24 protein-coding genes and 2 pseudogenes are annotated in these 25810 nt (G+C 31.7%); 8 read left to right on the top strand and 18 right to left on the bottom strand.

All coding sequences use genetic code 11. The features are described from left to right. Positions 1 to 62 precede the first annotated feature (62 nt). The 7 genes and pseudogenes from HMPREF2737_RS09260 to HMPREF2737_RS11900 all read right to left on the bottom strand — a co-directional run bounded on the left by HMPREF2737_RS09260 (position 63) and on the right by HMPREF2737_RS11900 (position 5476). Entirely contained in the window at positions 63 to 464 is a 402-nt protein-coding gene (locus tag HMPREF2737_RS09260) for a GNAT family N-acetyltransferase (protein ID WP_037549998.1), read from the bottom strand. Between the two features lie 25 nt (positions 465 to 489). Beyond that, entirely contained in the window at positions 490 to 1521 is a 1032-nt protein-coding gene (locus HMPREF2737_RS09255) for an NAD(P)/FAD-dependent oxidoreductase (protein ID WP_037550000.1), read from the bottom strand. A 196-nt stretch (positions 1522 to 1717) separates the two neighbouring features. Beyond that, positions 1718 to 2134 (bottom strand): DUF2871 domain-containing protein, encoded by a 417-nt coding sequence (locus tag HMPREF2737_RS09250; protein ID WP_037550002.1) that lies wholly within the window; start codon positions 2132 to 2134, stop codon positions 1718 to 1720. Positions 2135 to 2338: 204 nt separating this feature from the next. Next, the gene (locus tag HMPREF2737_RS09245; RefSeq protein WP_037550005.1) at positions 2339 to 2950 is read right to left on the bottom strand and encodes a YcnI family protein; all 612 of its coding nucleotides are present in this window, start codon (positions 2948 to 2950) and stop codon (positions 2339 to 2341) included. A gap of 13 nt (positions 2951 to 2963) precedes the next feature. After that, positions 2964 to 4211, bottom strand: a complete 1248-nt coding sequence (locus HMPREF2737_RS09240) for a copper resistance CopC/CopD family protein (RefSeq protein ID WP_037550008.1) — start codon at positions 4209 to 4211, stop codon at positions 2964 to 2966. A gap of 244 nt (positions 4212 to 4455) precedes the next feature. Further along, a pseudogene (locus HMPREF2737_RS09235) lies at positions 4456 to 5085 on the bottom strand (MATE family efflux transporter); the annotation flags it as partial. A gap of 205 nt (positions 5086 to 5290) precedes the next feature. Beyond that, complete coding sequence (locus tag HMPREF2737_RS11900) at positions 5291 to 5476, bottom strand: YhgE/Pip domain-containing protein (protein ID WP_037550011.1); 186 nt, start codon at positions 5474 to 5476, stop codon at positions 5291 to 5293. Between the two features lie 165 nt (positions 5477 to 5641). On the opposite strand from HMPREF2737_RS11900, the gene HMPREF2737_RS09225 reads away from it, so the two are divergent. Together HMPREF2737_RS09225 and HMPREF2737_RS09220 are read left to right on the top strand one after the other, a co-directional pair. Then, the gene (locus tag HMPREF2737_RS09225) at positions 5642 to 6256 is read left to right on the top strand and encodes a TetR/AcrR family transcriptional regulator (RefSeq protein WP_037550013.1); all 615 of its coding nucleotides are present in this window, start codon (positions 5642 to 5644) and stop codon (positions 6254 to 6256) included. Positions 6257 to 6287: 31 nt separating this feature from the next. Beyond that, positions 6288 to 7229 (top strand): magnesium transporter CorA family protein, encoded by a 942-nt coding sequence (locus HMPREF2737_RS09220; RefSeq protein WP_037535792.1) that lies wholly within the window; start codon positions 6288 to 6290, stop codon positions 7227 to 7229. A gap of 301 nt (positions 7230 to 7530) precedes the next feature. Here the strand turns inward: HMPREF2737_RS09220 and HMPREF2737_RS09215 are convergent, their stop codons facing one another. Then, positions 7531 to 8973: a sucrose-specific PTS transporter subunit IIBC gene (locus HMPREF2737_RS09215; RefSeq protein WP_037550032.1), complete on the bottom strand. Its 1443-nt coding sequence runs from the start codon at positions 8971 to 8973 to the stop codon at positions 7531 to 7533. A 180-nt stretch (positions 8974 to 9153) separates the two neighbouring features. Here HMPREF2737_RS09215 and HMPREF2737_RS09210 point away from each other — a divergent pair, with 180 nt between their 5' ends. The 4 genes from HMPREF2737_RS09210 to HMPREF2737_RS09195 all read left to right on the top strand — a co-directional run bounded on the left by HMPREF2737_RS09210 (position 9154) and on the right by HMPREF2737_RS09195 (position 13678). Next, entirely contained in the window at positions 9154 to 9528 is a 375-nt protein-coding gene (locus HMPREF2737_RS09210; RefSeq protein WP_037550035.1) for a YbgA family protein, read from the top strand. Between the two features lie 1001 nt (positions 9529 to 10529). After that, positions 10530 to 12635, top strand: coding sequence for an AraC family transcriptional regulator Rsp (gene rsp, locus HMPREF2737_RS09205; protein ID WP_037550038.1), 2106 nt, complete (start codon positions 10530 to 10532; stop codon positions 12633 to 12635). 66 nt (positions 12636 to 12701) lie between these two features. Then, positions 12702 to 13124, top strand: a complete 423-nt coding sequence (locus HMPREF2737_RS09200) for a pyridoxamine 5'-phosphate oxidase family protein (protein WP_037535786.1) — start codon at positions 12702 to 12704, stop codon at positions 13122 to 13124. Positions 13125 to 13327: 203 nt separating this feature from the next. Beyond that, positions 13328 to 13678: a DUF4889 domain-containing protein gene (locus HMPREF2737_RS09195; RefSeq protein WP_037550040.1), complete on the top strand. Its 351-nt coding sequence runs from the start codon at positions 13328 to 13330 to the stop codon at positions 13676 to 13678. 148 nt (positions 13679 to 13826) lie between these two features. Here HMPREF2737_RS09195 and HMPREF2737_RS09190 read toward each other — a convergent pair whose 3' ends face one another. After that, positions 13827 to 15104 carry a cation:dicarboxylate symporter family transporter gene (locus HMPREF2737_RS09190; RefSeq protein ID WP_037550044.1) on the bottom strand — a complete coding sequence of 426 codons (1278 nt, stop codon included), beginning with the start codon at positions 15102 to 15104 and terminating at the stop codon, positions 13827 to 13829. A 207-nt stretch (positions 15105 to 15311) separates the two neighbouring features. Then, positions 15312 to 15671, bottom strand: a complete 360-nt coding sequence (locus HMPREF2737_RS09185) for a DUF3139 domain-containing protein (RefSeq protein ID WP_011274989.1) — start codon at positions 15669 to 15671, stop codon at positions 15312 to 15314. A 280-nt stretch (positions 15672 to 15951) separates the two neighbouring features. On the opposite strand from HMPREF2737_RS09185, the gene HMPREF2737_RS09180 reads away from it, so the two are divergent. Both HMPREF2737_RS09180 and HMPREF2737_RS09175 read left to right on the top strand, forming a co-directional pair. Next, a complete protein-coding gene (locus HMPREF2737_RS09180; protein WP_037550047.1) occupies positions 15952 to 16395 on the top strand; it encodes a MarR family winged helix-turn-helix transcriptional regulator in 444 nt (147 codons plus the stop codon). 220 nt (positions 16396 to 16615) lie between these two features. After that, on the top strand, positions 16616 to 17032 hold the full coding sequence (locus HMPREF2737_RS09175; RefSeq protein WP_037550049.1) for an Hsp20/alpha crystallin family protein: 417 nt from the start codon (positions 16616 to 16618) through the stop codon (positions 17030 to 17032). A gap of 79 nt (positions 17033 to 17111) precedes the next feature. Here HMPREF2737_RS09175 and HMPREF2737_RS09170 read toward each other — a convergent pair whose 3' ends face one another. The 8 genes and pseudogenes from HMPREF2737_RS09170 to HMPREF2737_RS09135 form a co-directional block, all read right to left on the bottom strand. Next, the gene (locus HMPREF2737_RS09170) at positions 17112 to 18269 is read right to left on the bottom strand and encodes a nitrate/nitrite transporter (protein WP_037550052.1); all 1158 of its coding nucleotides are present in this window, start codon (positions 18267 to 18269) and stop codon (positions 17112 to 17114) included. A 229-nt stretch (positions 18270 to 18498) separates the two neighbouring features. Beyond that, a complete protein-coding gene (gene nreC / locus HMPREF2737_RS09165; RefSeq protein WP_011274985.1) occupies positions 18499 to 19152 on the bottom strand; it encodes a nitrate respiration regulation response regulator NreC in 654 nt (217 codons plus the stop codon). Positions 19153 to 19173: 21 nt separating this feature from the next. Then, positions 19174 to 20208, bottom strand: coding sequence for a nitrate respiration regulation sensor histidine kinase NreB (gene nreB, locus HMPREF2737_RS09160; protein WP_037535780.1), 1035 nt, complete (start codon positions 20206 to 20208; stop codon positions 19174 to 19176). Between the two features lie 9 nt (positions 20209 to 20217). Next, a complete protein-coding gene (gene nreA, locus HMPREF2737_RS09155) occupies positions 20218 to 20667 on the bottom strand; it encodes a nitrate respiration regulation accessory nitrate sensor NreA (RefSeq protein WP_037550055.1) in 450 nt (149 codons plus the stop codon). Between the two features lie 20 nt (positions 20668 to 20687). Beyond that, positions 20688 to 21371, bottom strand: a complete 684-nt coding sequence (narI, locus tag HMPREF2737_RS09150) for a respiratory nitrate reductase subunit gamma (RefSeq protein WP_037550058.1) — start codon at positions 21369 to 21371, stop codon at positions 20688 to 20690. Then, positions 21364 to 21939, bottom strand: coding sequence for a nitrate reductase molybdenum cofactor assembly chaperone (gene narJ, locus HMPREF2737_RS09145; RefSeq protein ID WP_037550061.1), 576 nt, complete (start codon positions 21937 to 21939; stop codon positions 21364 to 21366). Before narJ ends, narI begins: the two co-directional genes overlap by 8 nt. Then, positions 21932 to 23485 (bottom strand): annotated as a pseudogene (gene narH / locus HMPREF2737_RS09140) (nitrate reductase subunit beta). The gene narJ and the pseudogene narH overlap by 8 nt, the downstream one beginning before the upstream one ends. Then, a partial coding sequence (locus HMPREF2737_RS09135) for a nitrate reductase subunit alpha (protein WP_070650058.1) occupies positions 23475 to 25810 on the bottom strand: 2336 nt, incomplete at its 5' end. The gene HMPREF2737_RS09135 and the pseudogene narH, both read right to left, overlap by 11 nt.

Here is a 25810-nt window from a genome sequence, read left to right as displayed (position 1 = left end):
GAATGAAACAATATAAATACATGTTCTTCTATGATTTCGATTTGTCCTAGTGGTTTTTATAATTAAAACACGATATACATGCCACCTGATTTTGGCTCAGTAGTCTTGAATCCAAATTTTTCGTATAGTTTGTCAGCTGGATAGTCTGCTATCAAACTAACATAAGTTCCCTTTTCAGCTACGGAATTAATATATGCCATTATTTTTTTCAAAATAAGCCTACCATAGCCTTGTCCTTGATAATCTGGATCAACGGCTATATCTACAATTTGAAATGTCGTTCCACCATCACCTATAACTCTGCCCATTCCAATCAATTGTTGATTTTCATAAATCGTAATATTGAAACAGCCATTTGGTAAACCGTTTCGAGCTGCAGTTTCTGATTTAGGGCTCATTCCTGCTTTAACTCTTAAGTCACAATACGCTTGAGCCTCTGGTGGCTCATTAGAATATCTAATCATTATTTTCTATCCCCTTAATATAATCTTATAAATATTGATTAATAACTTTTTTATTTGATTCTTTGAATACATCATTGTGACTTGAAACATATCCTTCTTTGTATGCATCAGGGTCAATGTAAGTTTTAGCTAAGTTTGCTGCATTTCCAGCATCACTAAACGCGCTAGCAATGAGGTGTACTTTGGCATCATGATGTACGATATCCCCACAAGCAAAGATACCAGGAATATTTGTTGTCGTGTTGCCAAAGCCTTTAACACGATATTCATCATATAAATCAAGTTTAGATGTACAGTCTTTAAGTAGTGGATTCTCATGATCAAAGCCATGACTAACAATAACATCATCAAACGCTTGTGTCGTAACTTCTCCAGTCTCAATATTTTCAAGTTTTACTTCTTTAATACATTTACATTTATTGTCACCTATTAACTCTTTAATTTGTGTTTTAGACAACAGGTTCACATTTAACGCTTTAAGTACACTTATCATTGCTTCATAGCCTTTAATGTCTGATTTTCTATAAACAAGTGTAATCGAATTTGCAATATTAGCTAAATCTCTTGCCCAATCTAAAGCAGTGTTACCCCCACCAGAAATTAGAATATCTTTTCCCTTAAATTTTGAGAAAGATTGCACAACATAATGTAAATTTGTTAAACGATAACGCTCTGCATCTTTAATTTGAAGAGGCTTAGGATTAATAATCCCTCCGCCGACAGCAAATATTACAGCTTTTGAGTCATAAATTTTTCCGCTATCTGTTTCTACTTCAAAGTGTCTTTCTTCTATTTTGCGTATATCTGTTACACGTTCGTTCAAATTAACTTTAGGGTTAAAATGTAAGCCTTGGTTAATCATATCTTTAATGATTTCATTGCATGGTTTAGGCGCTACACCACCAATATCCCAAATAATCTTTTCTGGATAGATTTGCATCTTTCCACCTAATTTATCTTGTACGTCAATGATTCGCACAGACATTCCTCGTAAACCAGCATAGAAACTCGCAAATAATCCAGCAGGTCCACCACCAATAATAGTTACATCTTGCATTGTAAAACCTCCCAAGATTATGTCCCGTTTCGAATGATAATTATTATCATTATTTTGCCTTAATTATACTATATGTGCATATATTATTGAAGAAACTCATATTTTAATTGCAATTCTACTTTTATTAGCTAAAAAAAGACTTTTCACCAATAACACGATTGTGCTATTAAAAATGAAAAGTCTCACTTCAAATCGATTAATCTCTTGGTTCTTTGATTGCTGCTTGTCGAATTAAGAAAAATAACAATAATAATCCTGCTAGCATTCCTGTATGACCAATACCTGCAAATCCAGCAAATGCTTCTGGAGAAAAACTTTTTCCTAATACTTGGAACGTTCCTTTCGTTACCATCATACCAATGGTTGCGATAACACTAATGTTATAAACGATGAAGAACCAGTTAAATAAATAGTAACTACTTAATTTAAATACTTTTTCTAATGGTATCAGTATTAAAAACATAAACATACCTAAAATAAGTGTATGCGTATGTACAATAGATAATTGTGTATCACCCGTAAAATGATGTGCTTTTGTCAATTCTCTATAGTAGAATCCGCTGAAAAGTCCTAAGATCATATAGACCAAAAATGCATATAGTAATCGTCGCATAAACAATACCTCCCTCACATTAATATTATAATTTATTATCATCAACTTTACAGTGACAATATTTGTAATATTGAGTCACTTGTTAATAAATAGAATTATGAGAGTGAGGGACTTTAACTGAGTCAAACTTGATATATAATTCAATTCAGTTAAATAAGTTATGCCTATTTACAAAGAGACTTGTTCCTAGCTTCACTTGTAATATTATTTATTTCTTGAATGTTTAAATAATGCGACTAATGATAATATAATTGCGATGATTGACACGATCCATAAAGCAATTGAACCGCTTGAAGAAGTTTGTTCACTAGCAGTATCTTTTGATTTTTCATCTTTTACATCTATTGCATTAGCATTCTTTTTAACTTCTAACGTAGGCGCTGGGTGTTCGCTATTTTCTTTTCCAGTCCATTTAACTTTATCATCGTTATCATAGGTTTGAATTGCTTTAAATGCATACTTGCCTTCATCTTTAGGGCTGGCTACAACAATTGGAAAATCCATAAATTCATCTGGCCCAATTCCTTTACCTTTAGCAGTCCAAATAATTTTAGTAATGTTACCTTTTTTATCTTTATCTAATTTATACTTATAGCCCTCTATTGGTTGTATATTAACAACTTGAACTTCTTTTGGAACTTCTAATTCTATTTTTTCAGTATGCTCTTTTTGTTCTACAGGAACTCTAACATCTACTTTTTCATAAGATTCTGGGTCAACTGCTTTTGGGTTTAAAGTAACATGCGCATCTGCTACTTTAAAGAAACCTAATGTAAAAAAGAGTATGAAACTTGTAGCTAATAATTTTTTTATCATCTTTTTTCTCCTTCTATGGAATACTGATTTGGCTCATAATTACTCCGACTAAAATAAGTAATATACCAATTAAAACTTCTATAATTAATGAAGATTTATTTACTCTATTACGTTTATTGAGTGCACGTGTTGTTTGCAATAATCCCAATAACATCATTATTAAAGTACCAAAAACTTTAAATAATAAGAATACCGTCCAAGTTTGCATATTTGTCCAAATTGACAAAATCTTCGTTTGATCAATAGACATTAATACACCTGAAATAATGATTATTGCTACCGCAGCAGCATTAACTTTAAATAATATTTCTCGCAATAATTCTACGGCATCTTTTTTACGTGTAAATACTGAAATCAATAAATAGCTTAATGCACCTAACCATAAACTAATACCTATTAAATGTAGTGTTCTTAGTATGATGGACCATAATGGTACGCTTTGTGACCATGCATGTCCTGACATACTCATAGCTAGAATCATTGCAATCGATACAATCCAGTACCATGATTTCTCCATGTTTCTTAAGACGAATAAACCACTTAAAACAATTAAAGCAATGACACTTAATATGTAAGGGAATTGTGTTATTGCACTAGGCTCAAAGGATAATATTGCATCTAATATATCCGAAGACAATGTCATCAAATAAAGTACAAGTGACATCAAGTATGCCATCATCATTATTAAAGACACTGCAACATGTCTAGGAAATACATCGAATGTAGATAGGTTATTACGTCGTGCAATACCATTTAACCAATATAGACCTACAAGAATAATCGTTGCACCTTCAGCTATGTATCTGAATAATCCAAACCAGAAATTAGGTGTTTCGTAAAATGCTGGAGATGTATCAACACCGTTAGCTGTCTTCTTACCTACTGAGAACTCAAAACGATCACTAATCTCATGACCGTCAGCAGATACTGTATGCCATTCTAATTTCTGTGTCCCTTGTTGAACTTTATCAGTAGGAAATGTAAGTGTCTTAGAATGTCCGGTTGTTGTAGGATCTATATCCCCTACTTTATTCCCTTTATCATTATATATTGTGATGCCTGAGTATTCAGCGTTAACGGGTTCATTAAATGTTAACTCTATCGTATCAGGCGCTTTCGATATAACCCCATTTTGTGGTGGTGTAGTTTTTTCCAAAGTTGCATGCGCAGATGCGACATTATGAAGTATCGGAATTAACAATAATAAAAACATCATTATCAATGCAAAAGCTACTTTAAAACTTCGCTGTAAATTCACCATTGACGTCCTCCCATAAAATTTTGCTCATTTACTTATGATAAAATAATGCGTGCTATTTAACAATAATTATTCTAATTTGCCACTTTTTATCCAAAAATAAAAGCGAGACTGAAATCGATATCATTTCATCCCCTCGCTTACCCAATTTATAAAATTATAGATTATAAATAACTTATTGTTAGTACTATTGACGGTTTCAATTCATTTAGCCAGTAGTTTTTCGGGCTAAAGCCACTATCCTATGTTATTCCGCTTCAATTAAAGTTGCTTTATCAACTGTTAATCGATTTCTTAATGAATACACAATAAACATAGCTAAAAATGCACATACTGTTTCAGCTATTAATAATGACCAAATGACACCACTTAAGCCAAATAAGCTATTTAAGACAAATAAAACTGGAATAATAACTGTTCCTTGTGCGATTGCCATTATTATAGCCCCACGACCCTGTCCAGTAGCTTGCAGCATGCCAATAAATAAAAATCCAATGCCATTTAGAAGTAATGATGTCATAGTCACTTTTAAAATAAATGTAGCTAGAATAACAATTTGAGGATCAGTACTAAATAATTGAACAATTGAATGTCCGGCTACAAGAACGACAGTCATGCAAACTGTAAATATAACAGCAATAGACACGATGACCACTTTAATGGTATCTTTCATTTTTGTTTTATTAGATACGAAATTATATGCAATTAGAGGTACAACACCTTCTGAAAGTCCCATTATGATTAGTTCTGGGAATTGAACAAGTCAAAATGAGATGCCGTAACTTGCTATCGCATAGTTACCATATGTTGCTAAGAATAAATTAAAGACTAAACCAGTTACTCCCATTAGAACTACCATCAAGAAGGCTGGAATTTCACCAGATTCAACTTTTTCCTTCATTTCTGCTTTTTTACTATCCATTACTACTTTTTGCGTTTTACTCATTGCATTTTTTGAAAAGTCTTTGTTAAAAATAGCTACCCCATAGTATTTTTCATCTTTAAGACCTTTTTTAATATTTGATTCTTTATCAACTTTAACCCACTTAACAGTATCAGAATCACTATCCATTAATTTATCTTCAATTTTTCCTGATATTTACTTTATTACCTTGAATGTCTACACCTTTATCATTGTTTACAACGGCTATTGGCAATTGTTTTGGTTTTGGATTAAACGCTGGATAAAAAGCCAAAGAGAATATAACTAATACTAATATCGCTGCAATAGGTGCAAGCCATAATAGTTTGCTTTTAAAAATATTCATGAAATCTAACCTTCTAAAATTTATTGAACAATGTGTTGAATATTTAATACCTTGTAAATTATAATGAGATAGTCAAAAATAAACAATAATCAATTATTCAAATACCGTACGTTATTGAACAGATTGTAAATTTTTGTCTATTTACTATTAGGAGGTCGATATTTAATGAAGGAAGACAGGAGAATAAGAAAAACAAAATCAGCTATTAAACGTGCATTTACAGACCTTTTAAAAAAGAAAGACCTCGACAAAATCACTGTTCAAGATATTTCAAATCAAGCAGATATTAATCGTGGTACATTTTATTTACATTATGAAGATAAATACATGTTATTAACTGATATGGAAGATGAATGCATTTCACAAATTTGGTCATCAACTCAATTTAATCAACTCGACACTAGTACACCAGAAAATACAGCTGATGATTTTATTAATAATATTTTGACCAAAGTATTACAACATATCTCCGATAATATGGACTTTTACCATACGATTCTTCAATTAGAACGTAAAAGTAGACTTGAAGAAAAAATTCATTCCTTAATGAAAGAAAATATGCAAAAATATATTAGTATTGACCATGAGATAGATGGTATACCTGAAATGTATTTTCATAGTTATGTTTCAGGTGCTACTATTTCAATCATCAAATATTGGGTACAAGACGATAGTCGTATTTCTGTAAATGATTTAACAAAGCATATTTTTAATATTATTTATAACGGCCCATTACGTATTATGATTCAAAATCATTATGAACGTACCCAACCCAACTGAGACTAAATGAATATGAAAGGAATCATTAACCATGCTAACTGCATATAAACATTCAACTAACAATGACATTGTTGAAACAACTCTAGATCACTCTGCATCATGGATTAATGTTGTAGAACCTGAAAGAGAAGAAATTGAACAATTAATTGAAACATATAATTTGCCCGAGGATTTTATTCGAGATCCATTAGATGCTGATGAAAGCGCACGTATTGAATATGATGACGATACAGGCTATTCCCTTATCATTATCGACTTACCTATTGTAAGTTCTACGCACCGTCGCGTCTTATCTTTCGTTACAATCCCATTAGGAATTGTTATCGGAAAAGGACTTATTTTGACAATCTGTGATGCTGAAAATGAATTCTTAGAGAATTATGCACGACAAGATGATGTTAATTTAAATTTCCATAGTCGCTTTGCGCTAGATATTTTATTAACTATTTCAAACCACTACAACAGAAATTTAAGACTTTTAAATAAATCACGAATCCGCATTGAACGTGAACTAAAAAATAATATTACCAATAAACAGCTATACAAATTAATGGAAGTTGAAAAAAGTTTGGTATACTTTCTAGCTGCTTTAAAAGGGAATGATACAATTATTAAAAAATTATTCCGTTTACCTGCTATAAAACGCTTTGAAGAAGATGAAGATTTATTAGAAGATTTAGTGATTGAAAACAACCAAGCGATTGAAACGACAGAATTATATACTGGCATTTTAGAGAGTATTACGACTTCGTATTCTTCATTGTTATCTAATGAAATGAATAATATTATGAAGACACTTACATTATTTACAGTATTACTCACATTACCAACACTTGTGTTTAGTTTCTTCGGTATGAACGTTCCGCTTCCACTCGATGAGAAAAGTTATTCATCATGGCTCTTCATCGTAGGAATTTCACTCGTTCTCGTGACTATAGTAAGTATCTTCTTATGGAGAAAACAAAAATTATAATTATAATAGATACAAAAAAGCCTGGGACATAATCAATGACTCAGGCTAAAAATATATATTGGCAGTTGTTGACTGATTTAAAAATGCACTTCTAACAAGCTTTTTTATTTTAGTCAACCTTGCCGGGGTGCGAGACCCCAACAAAGAGAATTTCCTAAAGAAATTCTACAGGCTAAGCAAGTTGGGGTTCGGGGCCCCAACAAAGAGAATTTCCTAAAGAAATTCTACAGGCTAAGCAAGTTGGGGTTAAAACGAAATAAATTTTGGAAAATATTATTTCTGTTCCACCCCTTATTTTTGTTTATTCAGCTGCTGCTTGATAAGCTTTGCGTCGAGATAAGACTAAAGTAATAGCTACAGAGACAATAAAAGCAATGAGCATACCAATAAAGTAATGCAACCACCCAGCATGCGCTGGATTAATAGAAATAAAGCCTGGTAGGCCAGCTGTACCTAAAGCGATGGCTTTAACTTTAAAGAATGAGATATAAGCTGATCCAATAGCTGATCCAATGATTGAACCTATAAATGGATATCTTAATTTAAGATTTACACCAAACATTGCTGGTTCTGTAATACCTAATAGCGCTGATACACCAGCTGCAGATGCAACACCTTTTAATTTTTTGTTATTTTTAATAATGATAAATGCTGCTAATGCTGCACCACCTTGTGCTACGTTAGACATTGTTGCAATTGGGAAGATAAATGAACCTCCCGTTTTTGCTTGATCAGCGATTAATGTTGTTTCAACAGCGATAAAGCTATGGTGCATACCTGTTATAACAATTGGCGCATAGAATAAACCGAAGATAAACCCACCAATTGCACCACCAAATTCATATAACCATGTTAATCCGTCTGATAACCAATAACCAAGCTGTCTTGTTAATGGTCCTACAAATAAAAATGTTAGAAATGCCGTAACTAAAATAGATAATAATGGTGTTAATAAATTATCTAATACAGTTGGTATAACCTTACGTAACCACTTTTCAATAGTTGCTAAAATATATGCTGCCACCAACATTGGTAACACCTGTCCTTGATAACCCACTTGATTAATATGTAAACCAAATAAGTCCCAATGTGGAATTGCTTTACCCGCTTCTACAGCCTTAGGAAAATCGTATGCGCTCATTAATGATGGATGTACTAAAATCATTCCTAAAGCTGCACCTAAGAATGGATTACCTCCAAATCGTTTCGCTGCACTAAATCCAATTAATATTGGTAATAACGTAAATGGTGCATTTGCAAAGATGTTAATCATATCTGCTAATCCAGCAAACTGACTATGAACATCTATTAAAGACTTATTATCATAAAAGAGATCTGGTGCAGTTAGAATATTATTAATTCCCATTAATAACCCACCAGCAACAATGGCTGGAATAATAGGAACAAATATATCTGATAGCATCTTAACGAATCGTTGTAATGGATTCATGTTTCGAGCAGATTTATCTTTAACATCCGCTGTTGTAGAAGCCTCTTTCCCTGTTATTTTTTCAAGTTCATTAAATACTTTATTGACTGTACCTGAACCAATAATGATTTGATATTGACCGCCAGTTGAAAATGTACCTTTAACAACATCCATCTTCGATAAAGTGTCCTCATCTACTTTACTTTCATCATTAAGTACGAGTCTCAATCTTGTGGCGCAATGGGCCATCGCATCTAAATTATCTTCCCCACCTATAGCTTCAAGAATTTCTTCAGCCGACTTTTTATAGTTCATTAAATTTCCCTCCTATTGAATGGAACCGGTTCTATTTATTAATTTTATTGTAACCGGTTCCAAAAAATAACGCAATAACCTTTTTTATCTTCACCAATTATTCATATTTTAGATTTGTAATCTAAGTTTCTGGGAAAAACATATTAAAACTTATAAAATAAGTGAGCGAGGCGGTATTTGATGAAAGAACGTGGCTATATTGAAAAGTTATGGAGAGAAGAAAAATATAATGTCTTGTACCATAGTCAACAACATTATAATTATATTCGTGAATTACTTAAGCAATCTCCAACTTTAAATGAAGTTCAACTCGCTATCAATGAAGCATTCCAAACGACTCCATCCAATGGTTCAATAATCAATGCATACGATCATATGTGGGGATACTTTAAACACAAAGCTAATGAAATTGAAAAAAACAAATCAGCTCAATTAAAAACTGATTTCAAACAAGATAAAGTTCAAAGTAAAGAATTGCTGATTTTTATAAAATACTTAGCCGACAAATATGAAGTATATTACCTTCAAAAAAGTACCCTGCTTAATTTCCAATGAGAATACTTAAAGTATGAAAATTTTATTGCCACGGAAATAAGTAGCACCTACTATGTTTGAATTAAGTACTTATAATAATAAAAATGCTACTGTTATTCGCTAAATTTTAAAAAAAGTTGAGACAACGTATGTGTTGTCCCAACTTTTTTAAAATTAATTCTGTTTTTCTGTAAAATATTATTCTTGATGTTACGCCTATAATAAAATCAGTATATTAAAGGATGGTAGATATTAAAACTGTTACTTATACATCAGTGATTTAGTAATTGGGGGAGTTAGGTTCCTTAGTAATATACATTAGCTTGCTACTGCTAATACCACTGTTAATAATACGCATACATATTCTTATTCTAAGTTGAATGGCAAATCTTAGGTGTGGTGTCTGACTATTATTTAATTTATTAATTCTCACTCTCTCTAGTTGTTTAATTTATGATGAAGATGAGTTGAATTTCTATATCACGCACAAAATAATTTACTTTACTTGTGTAAGATGGAAAATTCTTGTTGTCGAGTCTAATCATTGATATAGAATTTAATAATTTTAATATGTTGTTGGTACTTGTATCATTAACTTTAATATGTTGGCAGATTTGAACTCAATGATTTAATTATAGCTTTTCTTGTTGTGGAAATACTTTATGTTGCTTTTTCATGATGTTGATACAGAACTAATGAATGTAAGATTTCGAATCATCAATTAAATTAATGAAAATGATGTTTAATCAATTCTGTTTCGAAATCTATATTTATTATGCATCAAATTAAGTTGTACCACGCTATTAAAATTTTCCAAATCAGTCACACTATATTTTCAATTTTTCATTTAAGTTGCTTCTTTGAGAAAATTTTTATCGCTTTCACAAAATAATCGCAATTTTTTTTTTATTTTTAGTTATTAATTTTTTCTTACTTTTATTTTATAATAGCTTTTATTATTCACAATTCAATTGAACAGTAATATTTAGCCAATAAATATAAAAGCTAGGAGAACAACATACATGAGTAATTCCATTCTATTACATGAACATTTAACAACTGCCCCATCTCGTAATATAAATTATATTATTATATATTTTTCTTTAACAAATGAATTAACGATTACTATTAATGGTGAAAAGAATGATATTCAAAACCATATTGCTATAGTCAATCAAGGTGATTTATTTAATATCGATCATGCTAAAGATTTAATTGAGTTAAAAATTCCAATAGCTTACTTCTATATAGAAGATAATGATTTCTTTAATTGTTTCTTTGACCGTTATTTATTGCATTCGAATCATTTTATTAAATCTCAAATTTTGCAATGTATTTCTAACTTTTCAAATAATGAAGAACAAGATAGTGAAACAGTATCTAAAATTATAAGAACGTTATATAAAGAAGCCGTAGTTAGAAACACAACATTATATGTACCGACTATGTCTATCGATAATCAGTTACTGTCTAATATTGTCATGTTTATTAACAATAACATTACTTCTAATCTATCTTTGTTAGATATTGCACAACATGCACTTATTTCAGAATCATATTGTTCTAATTTGTTTGCTCGCATATTAAATGTAAATTTTAAAGATTATTATACCAGTCTAAAAGTTAATCACTCTGTACAATTACTAATGACAACGAATCACTCTATAACAACGATTTCCGAATTATCAGGTTTTAGTAGTCACACAAATTTTACTAATCAATTTAAAAAACATTTGGAAGCGAGCCCTATGCAATTTCGTACGATGCTAAATCAATTAGAACCTCTGCCCTCTATTTTAATAAGAAGTTCAGTTAGTCAACCTTTTTTAAATTTAATTTCACAATTTGAGTTTACGAATCATTTGACCACGGAAACCACACAAATTGATATTGCTAATTACGATCCTAAAGATCAGACGCAATTTTCAACGGCTTTTATAGATTTTCAAAACATAAATGAATTATTTCAATTTGTGTTTAATGATTACTTTGATATTGATTTATCCTATTTACCTAGACCAGCAATTTTAATTAATGATGTGAGTGACATGGTAGGTCGTCACACAAATTTAAATTTATTAAATCGTTGCTTTGAGAAATTATTTGAAAAAAATATTAGATTAGCTGTCACTATTAAAAATGATCAAGAATTTAAAATGATATACCAACTAATCATGATATTCTTACAAAATAATAGAGATTATAAATGGAATAAAAAATTAGTGAAATTCATGCTTGTATTTGATACTGAAACAATGTCCATTCATGATATCCACCTTGCACACCTTAAACTCAAGAATAAAAACCGTGCTATCAAATTTAGTTTAATGGTTGATGGTTTGTTAAGACAACTGGGGTCATTACAAGAAACATATGATATTATGCATCGTATGAACTTTGATTTTTACTTTGTCGATATTGAAAATATTGATACCAAGAATGTGCTTATTGATATACAACGTGGCTTTACTCACTCATCGACGCACTTTGAAAATTATTTGCGTTTTATAGAGGGATCTAATATACCTTCAACTCAGTTTATTTATAGCAACCTATCATTAAAATGTTTCAAATACACTAATAATGGTACACAATCACTTCAATTGTCAGATCTCGTATGTCATCTATATCAGTTAATGAGACACGGTGGTGGCGTGTGCTATAAATTAATAGAAACAGATCCAATGTATATCTCACTCTTTAATAATCATGGTAGTTTATTACCTATCATGCATTTATATCGATTTGTTTCTACATTTAGTAATGAGTCATTTCAAATATCAAATAATTATTTAATGTGTTATAAAGATGGGAATTATCATGTGATACTTTTCAATAAAATCAATGACCGTTATTTATCTGATAGCCAACAACACTATATCTTTGAAAATGACTTTAAAGAAAACACCCTATTTATTGTAAATACATTAAATAATGAACATGGCTCAATACAACATTTAATTCCACAATATAAGCGTGATGTTTACATTGAAAAAGATATCATTCAACAATTAGATAGATGTAATCATCCAAAGACTGAACTATTGATTCAAGAAAATGATTATGCCGCATTTCAAATAACGCTAAAACATGATGAAGTGAAATATATTTGTATTAAACCTTCTTAGTATACTTTTGATGTAAGTTTAAAAAAACATTATTTAGGCTAAAAATAGTGTAAGGAGATGATAACTTTGGATAAACAACAAGTGATTCAATCAATTGAAAAAGTCTTAGATACTTCAAAAGTCGGCGTCTTATCAACAGCATATAATAATCAACCAAATAGTCGTTATATGGTATTTTATAATGATGAATTAACTTTATATACGAAGACAAGTAATGAGAGTACTAAAGTTGAAGAAATTAAAAATAATCCTCATGCATATATTTTATTAGGTTACAATGAAACAACAAATAATAGCTTTGTTGAAATTGAAGCAAATATAGAAATTGTTGAAGATCAAAAAGTAATTGACTGGCTATGGGAAACGCAAGATAAAACATTCTTTAATTCAAAAGAAGATCCAAATCTATGTGTGCTCAAAGTCGTACCTAAAACCATCAAGTTAATGAATGATGATGACATCGATACACCTGTAACGATTACTGTATAGAATTTAAATAACTGTTTATAATAAAGAGTTTAGGACTGAGTTAATCAAGTTCTGAACTCTCTTTTTTTGATTAATTGGTTAACACCTTTGATGTAGTTTATGTCATTAAATTATAATTCAATTTAATACAGATTATTATTTTATTGCAATTTAATAGTATTTTATGTATAAAAGAGATAGAACTTTTTAAAGGAGTCTATAAAATGAAGAATAAAAAGGGTTTAGGCATCGGTATTGCACTTATTGCTATCATGTTAATTGTATGCATCGTTCTTGTTGTCATGATGATGACAGGTGGTCAAAAAGAAACGTATTATGGCTATATGAAAAACGACCATACAATTGATAAGATGGTAAATGAACAGACTGAAAAAATTGAAAAAAATGTTGAATTGCCTTCTAGCAAAGCTAATGTTAAGAAAGGCGACTTCGTTTTTTTAGTCAAAGAAAAAGGATCAGATAAATTTTCAAGAGTATCTAAAGTAGATCACGATGACGTACCACATGGTTTAATGATGAAAATTCATGAAATGCATGATATGAAAGGTATGTAAATTACAATAAATCACTGTCAATGAAGAGAAATCTTCGTTGGCAGTTTTTTAAATATCATAAAGTATTTATACACTAATCTTTATAATTTTAAGCAATAAAAAAGTATCGAGCCTATGCGCTCGATACTAAAAATGTCAGATTTCTTTTTTAAATTGATTCTAAGTATTTTTTACCTTGTTCTTTGTCATAAACCTTTTCCCATTTAGAGATAACAACAGCTGATAGTGCATTACCTATTACGTTAACACATGTACGAACCATATCTAATAAACGGTCTACACCGATAATTAACGCAAGTCCTTGTGCTGGTAAGCCCATAGCTCCTAATGTCGTTAATAATACTACGATTGAAACGCCTGGTACTCCAGCCATACCTTTAGAGGCAACCATTAATGTCACCATTAAGATAATTTGTTCCGATATAGATAAATGAATGCCATACATTTGTGCAACAAATAATGCTGCAATTGATTGGTATAGCGCTGATCCATCAAGGTTGAATGAGTAACCTATTGGAATAACAAAGGATGTGACATCTCTTGGCGCTCCGAATTTTTCCATTTTATTCATCATTACTGGTAATACTGCTTCTGAACTTGAAGTAGAGAATGCTAGTAATAACTCATCTTTCAAAATTTTAATGATTGAGAAGATACTAATACCACAGATTCTTGCTACAATTCCTAGAACAACGATAATGAAGAACACCATCGCGAACACTACTACTAATACTAATTTTAATAATGGAATTAAAGCAGATGCTCCAAAAGTCATTACTGTTGTACAAATAAATGCAAATACACCTATTGGTGCTAATTTTAAAATTTTATTAATCATCCAGAATACTGCTTCAAGCGTTCCATTTAAAAAGCCTTTCACAGGATCTGCTTTTTCTCCTATTGCAGCCAATCCTAAACCGAAGAATACTGCGAAGAAGATGATTGGTAATAATTCGCCTTTAGTTAATGCTTCAAATATGTTTGTTGGTACAATATTTACAATGGTATCAATAAAGTGATTGCCATATGTAGATTGTTCTGCTGCGGATGCAGATGATTGATATTTAGAAATATCGCCTTTTGGTAATTTGTCTGGATCTAAACCAGCACCTGGTTTGAATAAGTTACCAATGATTAGTCCTAAACCAATGGCGATTGTTGTTATAATTTCAAAGTAAAGAATTGCTTTCCATCCATAGCTACCTATCTTCTTTGAGTCCCCTAAGTTAGATATAGATAATGCTAATGCACAGAATACAATTGGTATGATGATCATTTTAATTAAATTTAAGAAAATATCACCGAACGGTTTTATATAATTTGCTACGTTATCTTGTCCAAATAATAATAAACCTACAACTACACCTAGCACCAATGCGATGATAACCTGCATCGGTAAACTAATTTTTCTCTTGAACAGAGCCATGTTGAAACCCCCTTCATCTGACATCGCTTAATTATATCAGATAATTATGAAATGGGATATAATATTTTTAAAGCTAACTATATATATACTATTCAATCAAGCTAAAATAATTAAAAATACTATAAAAAGGAGAACAGAAATAATTACGAATTCTGTTCTCCTTATTTTTCATTACTTGTAAAATATTAATCCTCATTTAATGCGAAATTAAGGTTTGAAATTTTGGTTAAAATAATTATGTTTTGCATCTTTAATACTTTTTTTAGTTTCAGTATCAAAGCCTTCAGCAAAGATACCTTTACGTGTTCCTATAGGTTGAATGACATATGTCATATGAGGTTCATCTTTAAAAACAACTTCTTTGTAATAAACCCCTTTTTTTGCACTATATTGTGTTTTTTCAGATTTAATATCATCACTTAAATGTTTTTGCTCTATATAACTATCTACCATTTTAATATTTCTATGACCTTGATACGTTTTCATAGCAAAAAAGAAAGCAATTGCCACTACTAATGAAATCGCCAAAATAATACAAATTCTAATCCATTTTTGTTTTTTACTCATTTTGAACTCCTTTGTACACAACCTAGTCTCATCATCTCTAGTTACTATCTAAATTATTATGAATGATAGTTAGAAAATTTTAAAGTATTTCAGTATTTCTGTAACAAAATATCCTAACAATTTATCTCTAATTAAAAATAAATCGACACTTAAATTAAACATGTAGACGTACTTTCAAATATAGTTCAAAAGCCTATAAAAGTCCATGAAATACTATGGCAACAGTCTTGACATTACTTTTAGTTCATAATATCTTTAAATAAGTTAAGGGAGGAATTGTATGTATATTAAAGATAGTTATTTAAGTAATCAATTATGTTTTTTATTATATGTTACTTCTAAAGAAGTCATAAAAAAATATACTTACTATTTAAAAAAGCATGATTTAACATATACAAGCTTTATGGTCATCATGGCCATCGAAAATGAAGAAAAGATAAATATTAAATCACTTGGTCGTCGCGTATTTTTAGATTCTGGAACACTAACACCTCTCTTAAAGAAATTAGAGAAAAAAGGCTACGTACAACGTATGCGTGAAAAAGAAGATGAAAGAAATCTTCAAATTACACTGACTGAAAGCGGTATTAATATTAAACCTACATTGGAAGCTATCTCTGACCAAGTTTTTGAGGACTTTGATATTTCACAAGACGAAAAAGATAATCTTGTTAACAGCTTAAAACATGTTATTTCAAATAACTTCGATTATACTACTCACTAATATTTAATCCTGGCAAAAGCGAAACACTTTATTTCACAATTACTAGGCTTTATACATATTGAGACTTTTGCCATGGATTTACTATTCCGCACTTTATCTGCGCCTTATTCTTTTATAATTCCTTTCGCTTTACGTTAATCCTCTCTATTACTATAATGTACTTGAAAAGTATCATTTTACAATTTTGGTATGCACGCTTAAATAAAGGAGAGACATTAGTATGAATAATAGAGAGTTTTTTGAACAATCCATTTTCAAGAATAATCCAAAAGATGTATTTCGTGATTTAGGTGAACAAGTTTTTAATCAATTTTCATCAAAAAGTTTCCCGACAAATATTTATAATCAAACAGATCAATACGTATTAGAAGCTGAACTACCTGGTGTCAATAAGTCTGAAATTGAACTTAAATTTGAACATGCGGCGTTAACAATTAAAGTTCAAAAGCATGTATCTGAACAAACAGGTAGCGTTCAATTAAGTGAACGTGCAAGTGGTGAATTAGTTAGACATTTTGAATTTAACGATATTGATAAGTCACAAATTAAAGCAAGCTACGAAGACGGGATTCTAGTTGTTATTTTACCTAAAGAAGTTAGCGCACAAGATCAATCAACAACAATTACAGTAGAATAAATAGATATACAAAATAAAATGTTAAAGAGCAATACAAAACTTTCTTTAGCTTTGTATTGTTCTTTTTTAATGTATAAAATTATTTTGCATATTCTTTTTTATATAAGTGTCCCATAGTAATAAATGCTAAGATACCAAATATTGCTAAAAGAATAAACGCTAAATGACTTGAACCTGTTAATCCTGTTACATAAGTAATTACTAAAGGTGGGAAGAATCCTCCTAAACCACCCATCATAGAAACAATACCATTAGCTGCACCAGATTCTTTTGCGAAGTAAGATGGTACAAGTTTAAATATTAAACCATTACCTAAACCAGCACAGATACTGATAGTTAAACAACCGATAGTAAATAAAGCAATATGACTTGAAATTCCTAAAATAACAGCACCTATAATCATAATAATAAAATCGATCATTAGTACTTTCACAGCATTAAATTTATCTCCAAGTATACCGCCAATTGGTCTTAAGAAAGTTGCTAAAGCAATGAATACACCTGAACGAATACCTGCATCGACTTTATCAATTCCAAAGTTATTTACTAAGTAGTTAGGTAAGAATAATCCAAATGCTACAAATGCACCAAACGTAATAAAATACCAAAGACTTAAGTAATATAGCTTATAATTCGATGATAATTTTTTAAACTGAGATGCTAAAGGAACTTTCACTTTCGGTTCATTTTTATCGCCAAAAATAAACATTAAAATTGCAAAAATAGCAATAATAATTAAGTAACTTCTTACTGTTGTTTGCCAACCTATAATACCTGCAATTGGTGGTGCTAAGAATGATGATACTGCCGTACCAATGTTACCCATACCATAAATTCCATTTGCAAGCCCTACTTTATCTTTTGAAAAATATTTAGGTATCGATGTAACACCTACAGAGAATATCGCACCTCCAACACCTAAAAAGAATCCTGATAACATTAGCATTCCTGGCGTTTGTGCTTGTCCTAAAAAGAAGATAGGAAATAATAAAACGACAAAACTACAAAAGAATACCCATTTCGCACCAATAACATTCGTTAAATAACCGAATGGTACACGTAAAATCGAACCTAATATTACTGGAATTGCCAGTATAATTGACAACTGCCCAGGATTAACTTTAATATCTTGAGAGATATATGGCATTAACGGAGAAATAATACTCCATGCCATGAAACCTACTACAAGACTTAACGTTTGTAATGTAAGTTGAAAGCCACCTTTTGTCTTATACATTTTTTCACCTTCATCATTTAATTTTCTATATCAGTAATTGTTATATAAAAGAGGTCAAAAATTTATAATACAATCACATTACTGATTACAATTAAATTTTAGTGTAATTGTGAAAAAATGAACATAAGGATATTCCCTTATACTGCCTGGGAATCCCCCTATATTTTCATTGTTAAATGCACAAAAAAACTGAGACATTGCTGAATTGTCTCAGTATCATTTTCATCATTTAAAAATCTAATAATTTCTTTTTTAATGCATATTCAACTAACTCAGGTTTAGATTTTAAATCGAGTTTAGTCATTATATGTGTTTTATGCGCTTCGACCGTTTTGACCGACACGAATAACTTTTCAGCAATATCTTTATTACCATACCCCTTTGCAATTAAAGGTAGTATTTCTAGTTCACGCTTAGACAATATCTTAAATGGATCGTTAGTAGATACATCATCAGAATGTTTATGATTTACAAATTCATTCACTAATGACGTTGTTAATTTCATATCTACATATGTTTCGCCCTTATAAACTGTTCGCACGGCTAGTAATAATTGTTCATCAGGTGCATTCTTTAATATATATCCTTTAGCACCATTACGAAGAACGTGGAATAGATATTCTTCATCATCATACATCGTAAGTATTAATATTTTAGTTTCTGGAAAACTTTCTGATATTTTACTAGTTGCAATTAAGCCTGATTCACCAGGTGGCATACTTAAGTCCATAATTAAGACGTCTGGCTTATGCTCCATCACCTTTTGATAAGCTTCTCCCCCATCAGCAGCAGTTGCAACCACTTCCATATCCTCTTGAAAGTTTAATATCATTGAAAATCCTGTTCTAACGACTGCATGATCGTCTGCAATTACAATTTTCACTTTATATTCCCCTAACATATTTTAGACTGGCACATCCAATGTAATAATTGTACCTTTACCAATATGTGTTTCAATATTCACTGTACCTTTAACAAGTTCTGCTCTTTCATTCATACCATATAGTCCTAATCCCGTGCCTTGCGGTTTTAAATTAGGATCAAAGCCTTTACCTCGATCAATAATTTCAGCGATAAGGCCTGCTTCCGTTTGTTGAATCGTCACTTCCACTTCATAAACACCTGCATACTTTAATGCATTAAATATCGCTTCTTGAACAACGCGATAAACAACCGTTTCAATTTCACTATCGAAACGTATATTTTGAATATTAGATTGATAGACAACGTTTAATCCATAATTATGCTCTAATTGTTTGAAATAGGATTTAAAAGCCGCTTCTAATCCTAAATCATCAAGTGATGAAGGTCTTAATTCTACTGATAGATTGCGAATATCATTAATTAAATTAGACATTAACATTTCGATGTGTTCAGATTTTTCTATGAGTTGAGCCATATCTTGTTGATATTTCAATAATCTCAATTCAACATCTACATTTAACATCTCTTGAACAACACTGTCATGTAATTCTCTAGATATACGTTTTCTTTCATTTTCTTGTGCAGCAATAGTTTTACGTAACATCTGACGTTGATACATCTTTTCTTGTCGCTCTATTTGTGGAGATATATCTTGTAATGTAAAAGCGTAGATTTGTGCCTCATCATCAATACATTGATACGAAGCAGTAAATGGTTGAATTTTATTATCTACCGTCTTCATGAATACTTGGAAGTTCATATCATTAGGCTTTGTCGTATCAAGATAACAGTTAATGCAACTTTGTAATGCAAATTCGTTAGAGTAACCTTCACAGCGATTACATATCGCATTGGTCATCGCACTATAATTATTATCCTTTGAAATTATCTCTTGTGCTGCGTCATTCATCGCGATAACCTTACCATCATTATTTACAAATACGATTTTTTCATTCGTCTTTTCGTAATATTTTTTTAGTAAGTTCTCTAAATCAAGATTATCAACATCCAACATTTTAAACACCTACATTTCTTCTGAAAATGTCCAAAGCTTGCCACTAATATCCAAAGTTTCATAATCAGGAAGAGGCTTGCCATCTCTCTGACCTAAGAGTAATACACCATACACCTGATTTTTGTAACACAGTGGGATAGCTACCATTGCAGTTAGATTTTCGGCAATTAAGATTGGATATTTAATCTTATCTTCTGGTGATAATCTTGCTACTACGTCGGCAATGATCATGCGTTTTCCAGTTTTCATAACCATACCAGCTAGACCTCGCCCTTTACGCAAGATAATCATTTTATAGCGATCATTCAAGTTACCTGAGACATAATGCCATTTAATCGGTGCTGAAGTCATATGATGCTCATAAAGTGCAACCCCTGCAAAATCATACCCTTCACTGACCCTTAGATTATTCAATTGTTGTTGGAAATCCTGTTTTTCAAATACTGGATTCGTAATCACATTTGAATCTCCTCTCATACTCATGAACGTGTTTTATGTTTACGATAAACAATATATCTACGATTAGTATACGATAGCGGTACACTCCAAACATGCACTAAACGAGTGAATGGCCAACAAGCTAAAATTGTAAACCCAAGTAAGATGTGAATTTTAAAAGATAAAGGAACACTCGACATCAGACTCGCATCTGGTGAAAATGTAAATAAGTGTCTAAACCATATAGATATCGTTTGACGATAATCAAAATCACTCACCATCGCATTCGTAACTAATGTTGAATAACAACCCATGAAAATAATTAATATTAATAAGAAATTTACAAATATATCAGAAGCTGAACTTAGCTTTCTAACATTTTTAATAGTAATTCGTCGTGCTGTTAATAGTAACATACCAATAAACGTCATTATACCAAAGATACTACCGATGTATACAGCACCAAAATGATACATTTCTTCGCTTACACCTAATCCATCAATCCATTTAGCTGGTATAGCGAGACCTACGACGTGACCAAAAAACACCGGGATGATGCCCAAATGGAATAATAAGCTACCCCATTTTAATTGTTTTTTCTCTAAAAATTCACTCGATTTAGCAGTCCATGAGAATTGATCATATTTATAACGAGCGATGTGTCCAACAATGAAAATGGCTACACACAAATATGGAAATATAATCCATAAAAATTGATTAAGCATGAGATGTCACCTCATTTGGAATTTCTAGACAAGCTTTTAATGTATTTCTTAAAGCACGTATCACATAAGCATAAGGATTGTTATCTTGAGCTAAATGATTTGCCATTTCATACGTACCGTCTTCAATAATCATAATAACTAGTTCAATATTACCTTCTGCTCGTGAATCATTTTGCCATGATGCTACGTGTAAGAATTGGAGCATCAATGGTAGATAATCTGATAACTCGTTATCTACCATTTTCAACCCAAACATTTCATATAACACTTTAAGTTTAGCCAACATTTGGCCTCTTTCTTTTTGAGTGTCAAATTTGTTGTAAGTCATATAAAGCGGTGATTTCTTATTAAAATCAAAGGTATCTGTATATATTGCTTTAATTTCTGACAATGTGAATTGATGTATAATCTCTCTGTATTTTACTAAATCATCATAACCAGGATGAGAGGGCTCAATCGTTTCTTCAAATGTTTTTGGATGAAACGTTAATTTCTCTGGAAAATTAAGCTGCTGAGCGATATAACCAAAACTTTCTTGATAATAATGAAATTGTTGTAAATTAATCACGGAAAATCCCTCCATAGAAATTCTCATTATAAATTTCTTGTCCTGTTTTTCCTGAACCTACTGGAACACCACAGCCTTCACAATTGTCTCCAAAGTATTCGCCACCATACCCTTGGCTACCTTGCGCATGATACGTATCTAAATATGTTTCTTTATGAGATGTTGGTACAACAAAGCGATCTTCATATTTTGCTAACCCTAATAAACGATACATATCTTTAGTTTGAATTTCTGATAATCCAAGTCTTTCTAATTTAGAAGTATCAAACTCTTTACCTGTAACTTGTGAGCGCATGTAACTTCTCATCATAGCCATTTTTTGTAAAGATTCCTTAACAGGTTGAACATCACCGGCAGTAAATAAATTAGCTAAGTATTCTATTGGTAAACGCATTTCTTCAATAGCTGGGAAAATCATATCTGGGTTTTGTCCTGCATTTTTACCTTCAAAATAACTCATGATAGGACTTAATGGTGGGCAGTACCAAACCATAGGCATTGTTCTAAATTCTGGATGTAAAGGAAATGCTAATTTATATTCAATTGCCAGTTTATACACTGGTGAATTTTGAGCTACTTCAATCCATTCATAGCTAATGCCATCTTTTTCAGCTTGTTCAATCACTTCTTCATCAAATGGATTTAAGAAAATATCTAATTGCTTTTCATATAAATCTTTTTCATTTTCAGCTGAAGCTGCTTCATGAACTCTATCGGCATCATATAATAATACACCTAAATATCTCATTCTACCTGTACATGTTTCAGAACAAACAGTTGGTAATCCAGCTTCAATTCTTGGGAAACAGAATGTACATTTCTCAGCTTTGTTTGTTTTCCAGTTGAAGTAAACTTTTTTATAAGGGCAACCAGTCATACAGTAGCGCCAACCACGACATGCATCTTGGTCAACTAAAACAATACCATCTTCATCACGTTTATACATTGCACCAGATGGACATGAAGCTACACAACTAGGATTTAAACAATGTTCACAGAGACGAGGTAAATACATCATAAATGTTTCATCAAATTGGAATTTAATGTCTTCTTCAATTTTTTGAATATTTGGATCTTCTGGACCAGTAATATGTGCACCGGCTAAGTCATCTTCCCAGTTAGGCCCCCACTCAAGATTAAGTTTCTCACCTGAGATAAGTGAGTGCGCTTTAGCAACAGGAGAATGCTTACCTTCTTTAGCAGTAGTTAAATGTTCGTAATTGTATGTCCAAGGTTCATAATAATCTTTAATAAGAGGCATATCTGGGTTGTAAAAGATTTTACCTAACGCCATTTTTGTCCAACGACTACCAGATTTAAGTTCTAATTTTCCTTTTTTATTTAAGACCTATCCACCTTTATAATGTTCTTGGTCTTCCCATCGTTTAGGATATCCTACACCTGGTTTAGTTTCTACGTTGTTGAACCACATGTATTCTGCACCTGGACGGTTAGTCCAAGTGTTCTTACATGTTACGCTGCAAGTGTGGCAACCTATGCATTTATCTAAATTTAACACCATTGCAATTTGCGCTTTAATCTTCAAGCCAATTTACCTCCTTCATCTTTCTCACTGCTACATATACGTCCCGTTGATTTCCTATTGGTCCATAATAGTTAAAGTGATAACTAATTTGTGCGTAACCACCTACAAGTTGGGTAGGTTTCAAATGAATTCTTGTTGGTGCATTATGTGAACCGCCACGAGTATCTGTAATTTCTGATCCTGGTGTTTCAATGTGTTTATCTTGTGCATGATACATAAACATTGTTCCTCTTGGCATACGGTGTGATGTGACTGCTCTTGCAGTTACAACACCATTTCTGTTATAAACTTCTAACCAATCGTTGTCATTGATGCCATGCTCATCAGCATCCTCATTAGATAACCAAACGACCGGACCACCTCTAAATAATGTCAACATACGTTCATTATCTTGATATGTTGAGTGTATATTCCATTTACCATGAGGTGTTAAATAACGTAATACTATTGCATCTTGTCCACCTTTAACTTGTTTATCTCTAGTACCAAATACCATTGGTGGTAATGTTGGTTTGTATACTGGTAAACTTTCGCCGAATTGTTGGAATACTTCGTGATCGATGTAATAACTTTGTCTACCTGTTAATGTTCTAAATGGTACGAGTCGTTCTATATTAGTTGTGAATGGAGAATATCTACGTCCATTTTTGTTTGAACCAGGGAACACAGCTGTCGGTATCACTTCGCGTGGTTGTGAAGTAATGTTTAAAAATGAAATCTTTTCAGATGCACGTTCTTTTGAAATGTCTTTTAATTCCATACCTGTTTGATTTTCTAAATCTTCGTATGATTTTTGTGATAATTTGCCGTTAGTAGCTGATGATACATTTAAGATTGCATCTGCTACTTTTCTAGCAGTATCGATACGTGGACGATTATTTCTGACTGATTCAGGGTCCTCATCATTCCAAGTACCTATCATACTTTTAAGTTCTTCATATTCATCTTTCACGCTGAAACTTACACCATGTGCACCAACTTTTCCTTTTTCAAGTAATGGACCTAAAGTCACATATTTATCGTAAATTTTAGTGTAATCTCTATCTACGACTGCGAAGTTTGGCATTGTTTTACCTGGAATGGCTTCAACTTCTCCTTTAGACCAATCTTTAACAATACCGTATTCTGAACCTAATTCTTGTTTAGAATCATGGCCAAGTGGTGTCGTTACAATATCTTTAAATGTTCCTGGCAAGTAATCTTTCGCCATTTCTGAAACAGCTTTACTTAATGTTTTATAAATATCCCAGTCTGAACGTGATTCCCATAATGGATCAATCGCTGGATTAAATGGATGAATGAATGGATGCATATCTGTTGATGACAAATCGTGTTTTTCATACCATGTTGCAGCTGGTAATACGATATCTGAGTACAATGGTGTCGCAGTCATTCTGAAATCTAGTGACACTAATAAGTCTAATTTACCTTCTGTATCTTCACGCCATTGAATTTCTTCTGGTTTGTCTTCTTCGTTAGGTTCAGCCATTAGTCCTGAACGTGTACCTAATAAATGTTTCATAAAGTACTCTTGTCCTTTGGCAGAACTTGAAATTAAATTTGAACGCCATACGAATAATGTTTTCGGATGGTTCTTTCTTAAATCAGGATCTTCTATCGCAAATTGAGTTTCTCTATTTTTAACTGATTCGATTGCTCTATTTAATATCGCTTCATTAGAGTCATCGCCGGCATCTTTTGCCTCTTCTCCGAATAACAAACTATTCTTATTGAATTGAGGGTATGACGGCAACCAACCTAATCTAGCAGCTGTGACGTTATAGTCAGCTGGGTGTTGATGTTTAATATTATTAGCTAATGGAGATTTTAATTTATCAACATTAGATTCCTCATATTTCCATTGATCAGTCGCAAAATAGAACCAACTTGTACCATTTTGTAGACGTGGTGGTCCTTGCCAGTCTTTGGCAAAGGCTACCGTATTCCAACCTTCTATTGGTCTACATTTTTCTTGTCCAACGTAGTGAGCCCATCCACCACCGTTAACACCTTGACAGCCACATAAAAGAACAAGATTTAAAATCGCTCGATAAATCGTATCTGAATTGAACCAGTGGTTAATACCAGCACCCATGATTATCATTGAGCGTCCTTTTGTATCGATTGCATTTTGCGCAAATTCTCTAGCTACTTGTGTTACTAATTCTGGTTTAATACCAGTTACTCGTTGTTGGCATGCAGGTGTATATTTTGATTCGGCATCGTCGTATGAAGTTGCTTCTAATTCATGATTAAATCGTTTAATGCCATATTGACTTGTCATTAAGTCATATACTGTCGCTACATACACTTCTAGATCGGAAG

This window comes from Staphylococcus sp. HMSC069D12 (assembly GCF_001810405.1).
GTDB classification, from domain to species: domain Bacteria; phylum Bacillota; class Bacilli; order Staphylococcales; family Staphylococcaceae; genus Staphylococcus; species Staphylococcus haemolyticus.
The sequence above is the reverse complement of the archived record's forward strand: the minus strand, read 5'-3'. Positions and strand labels throughout refer to the sequence as shown.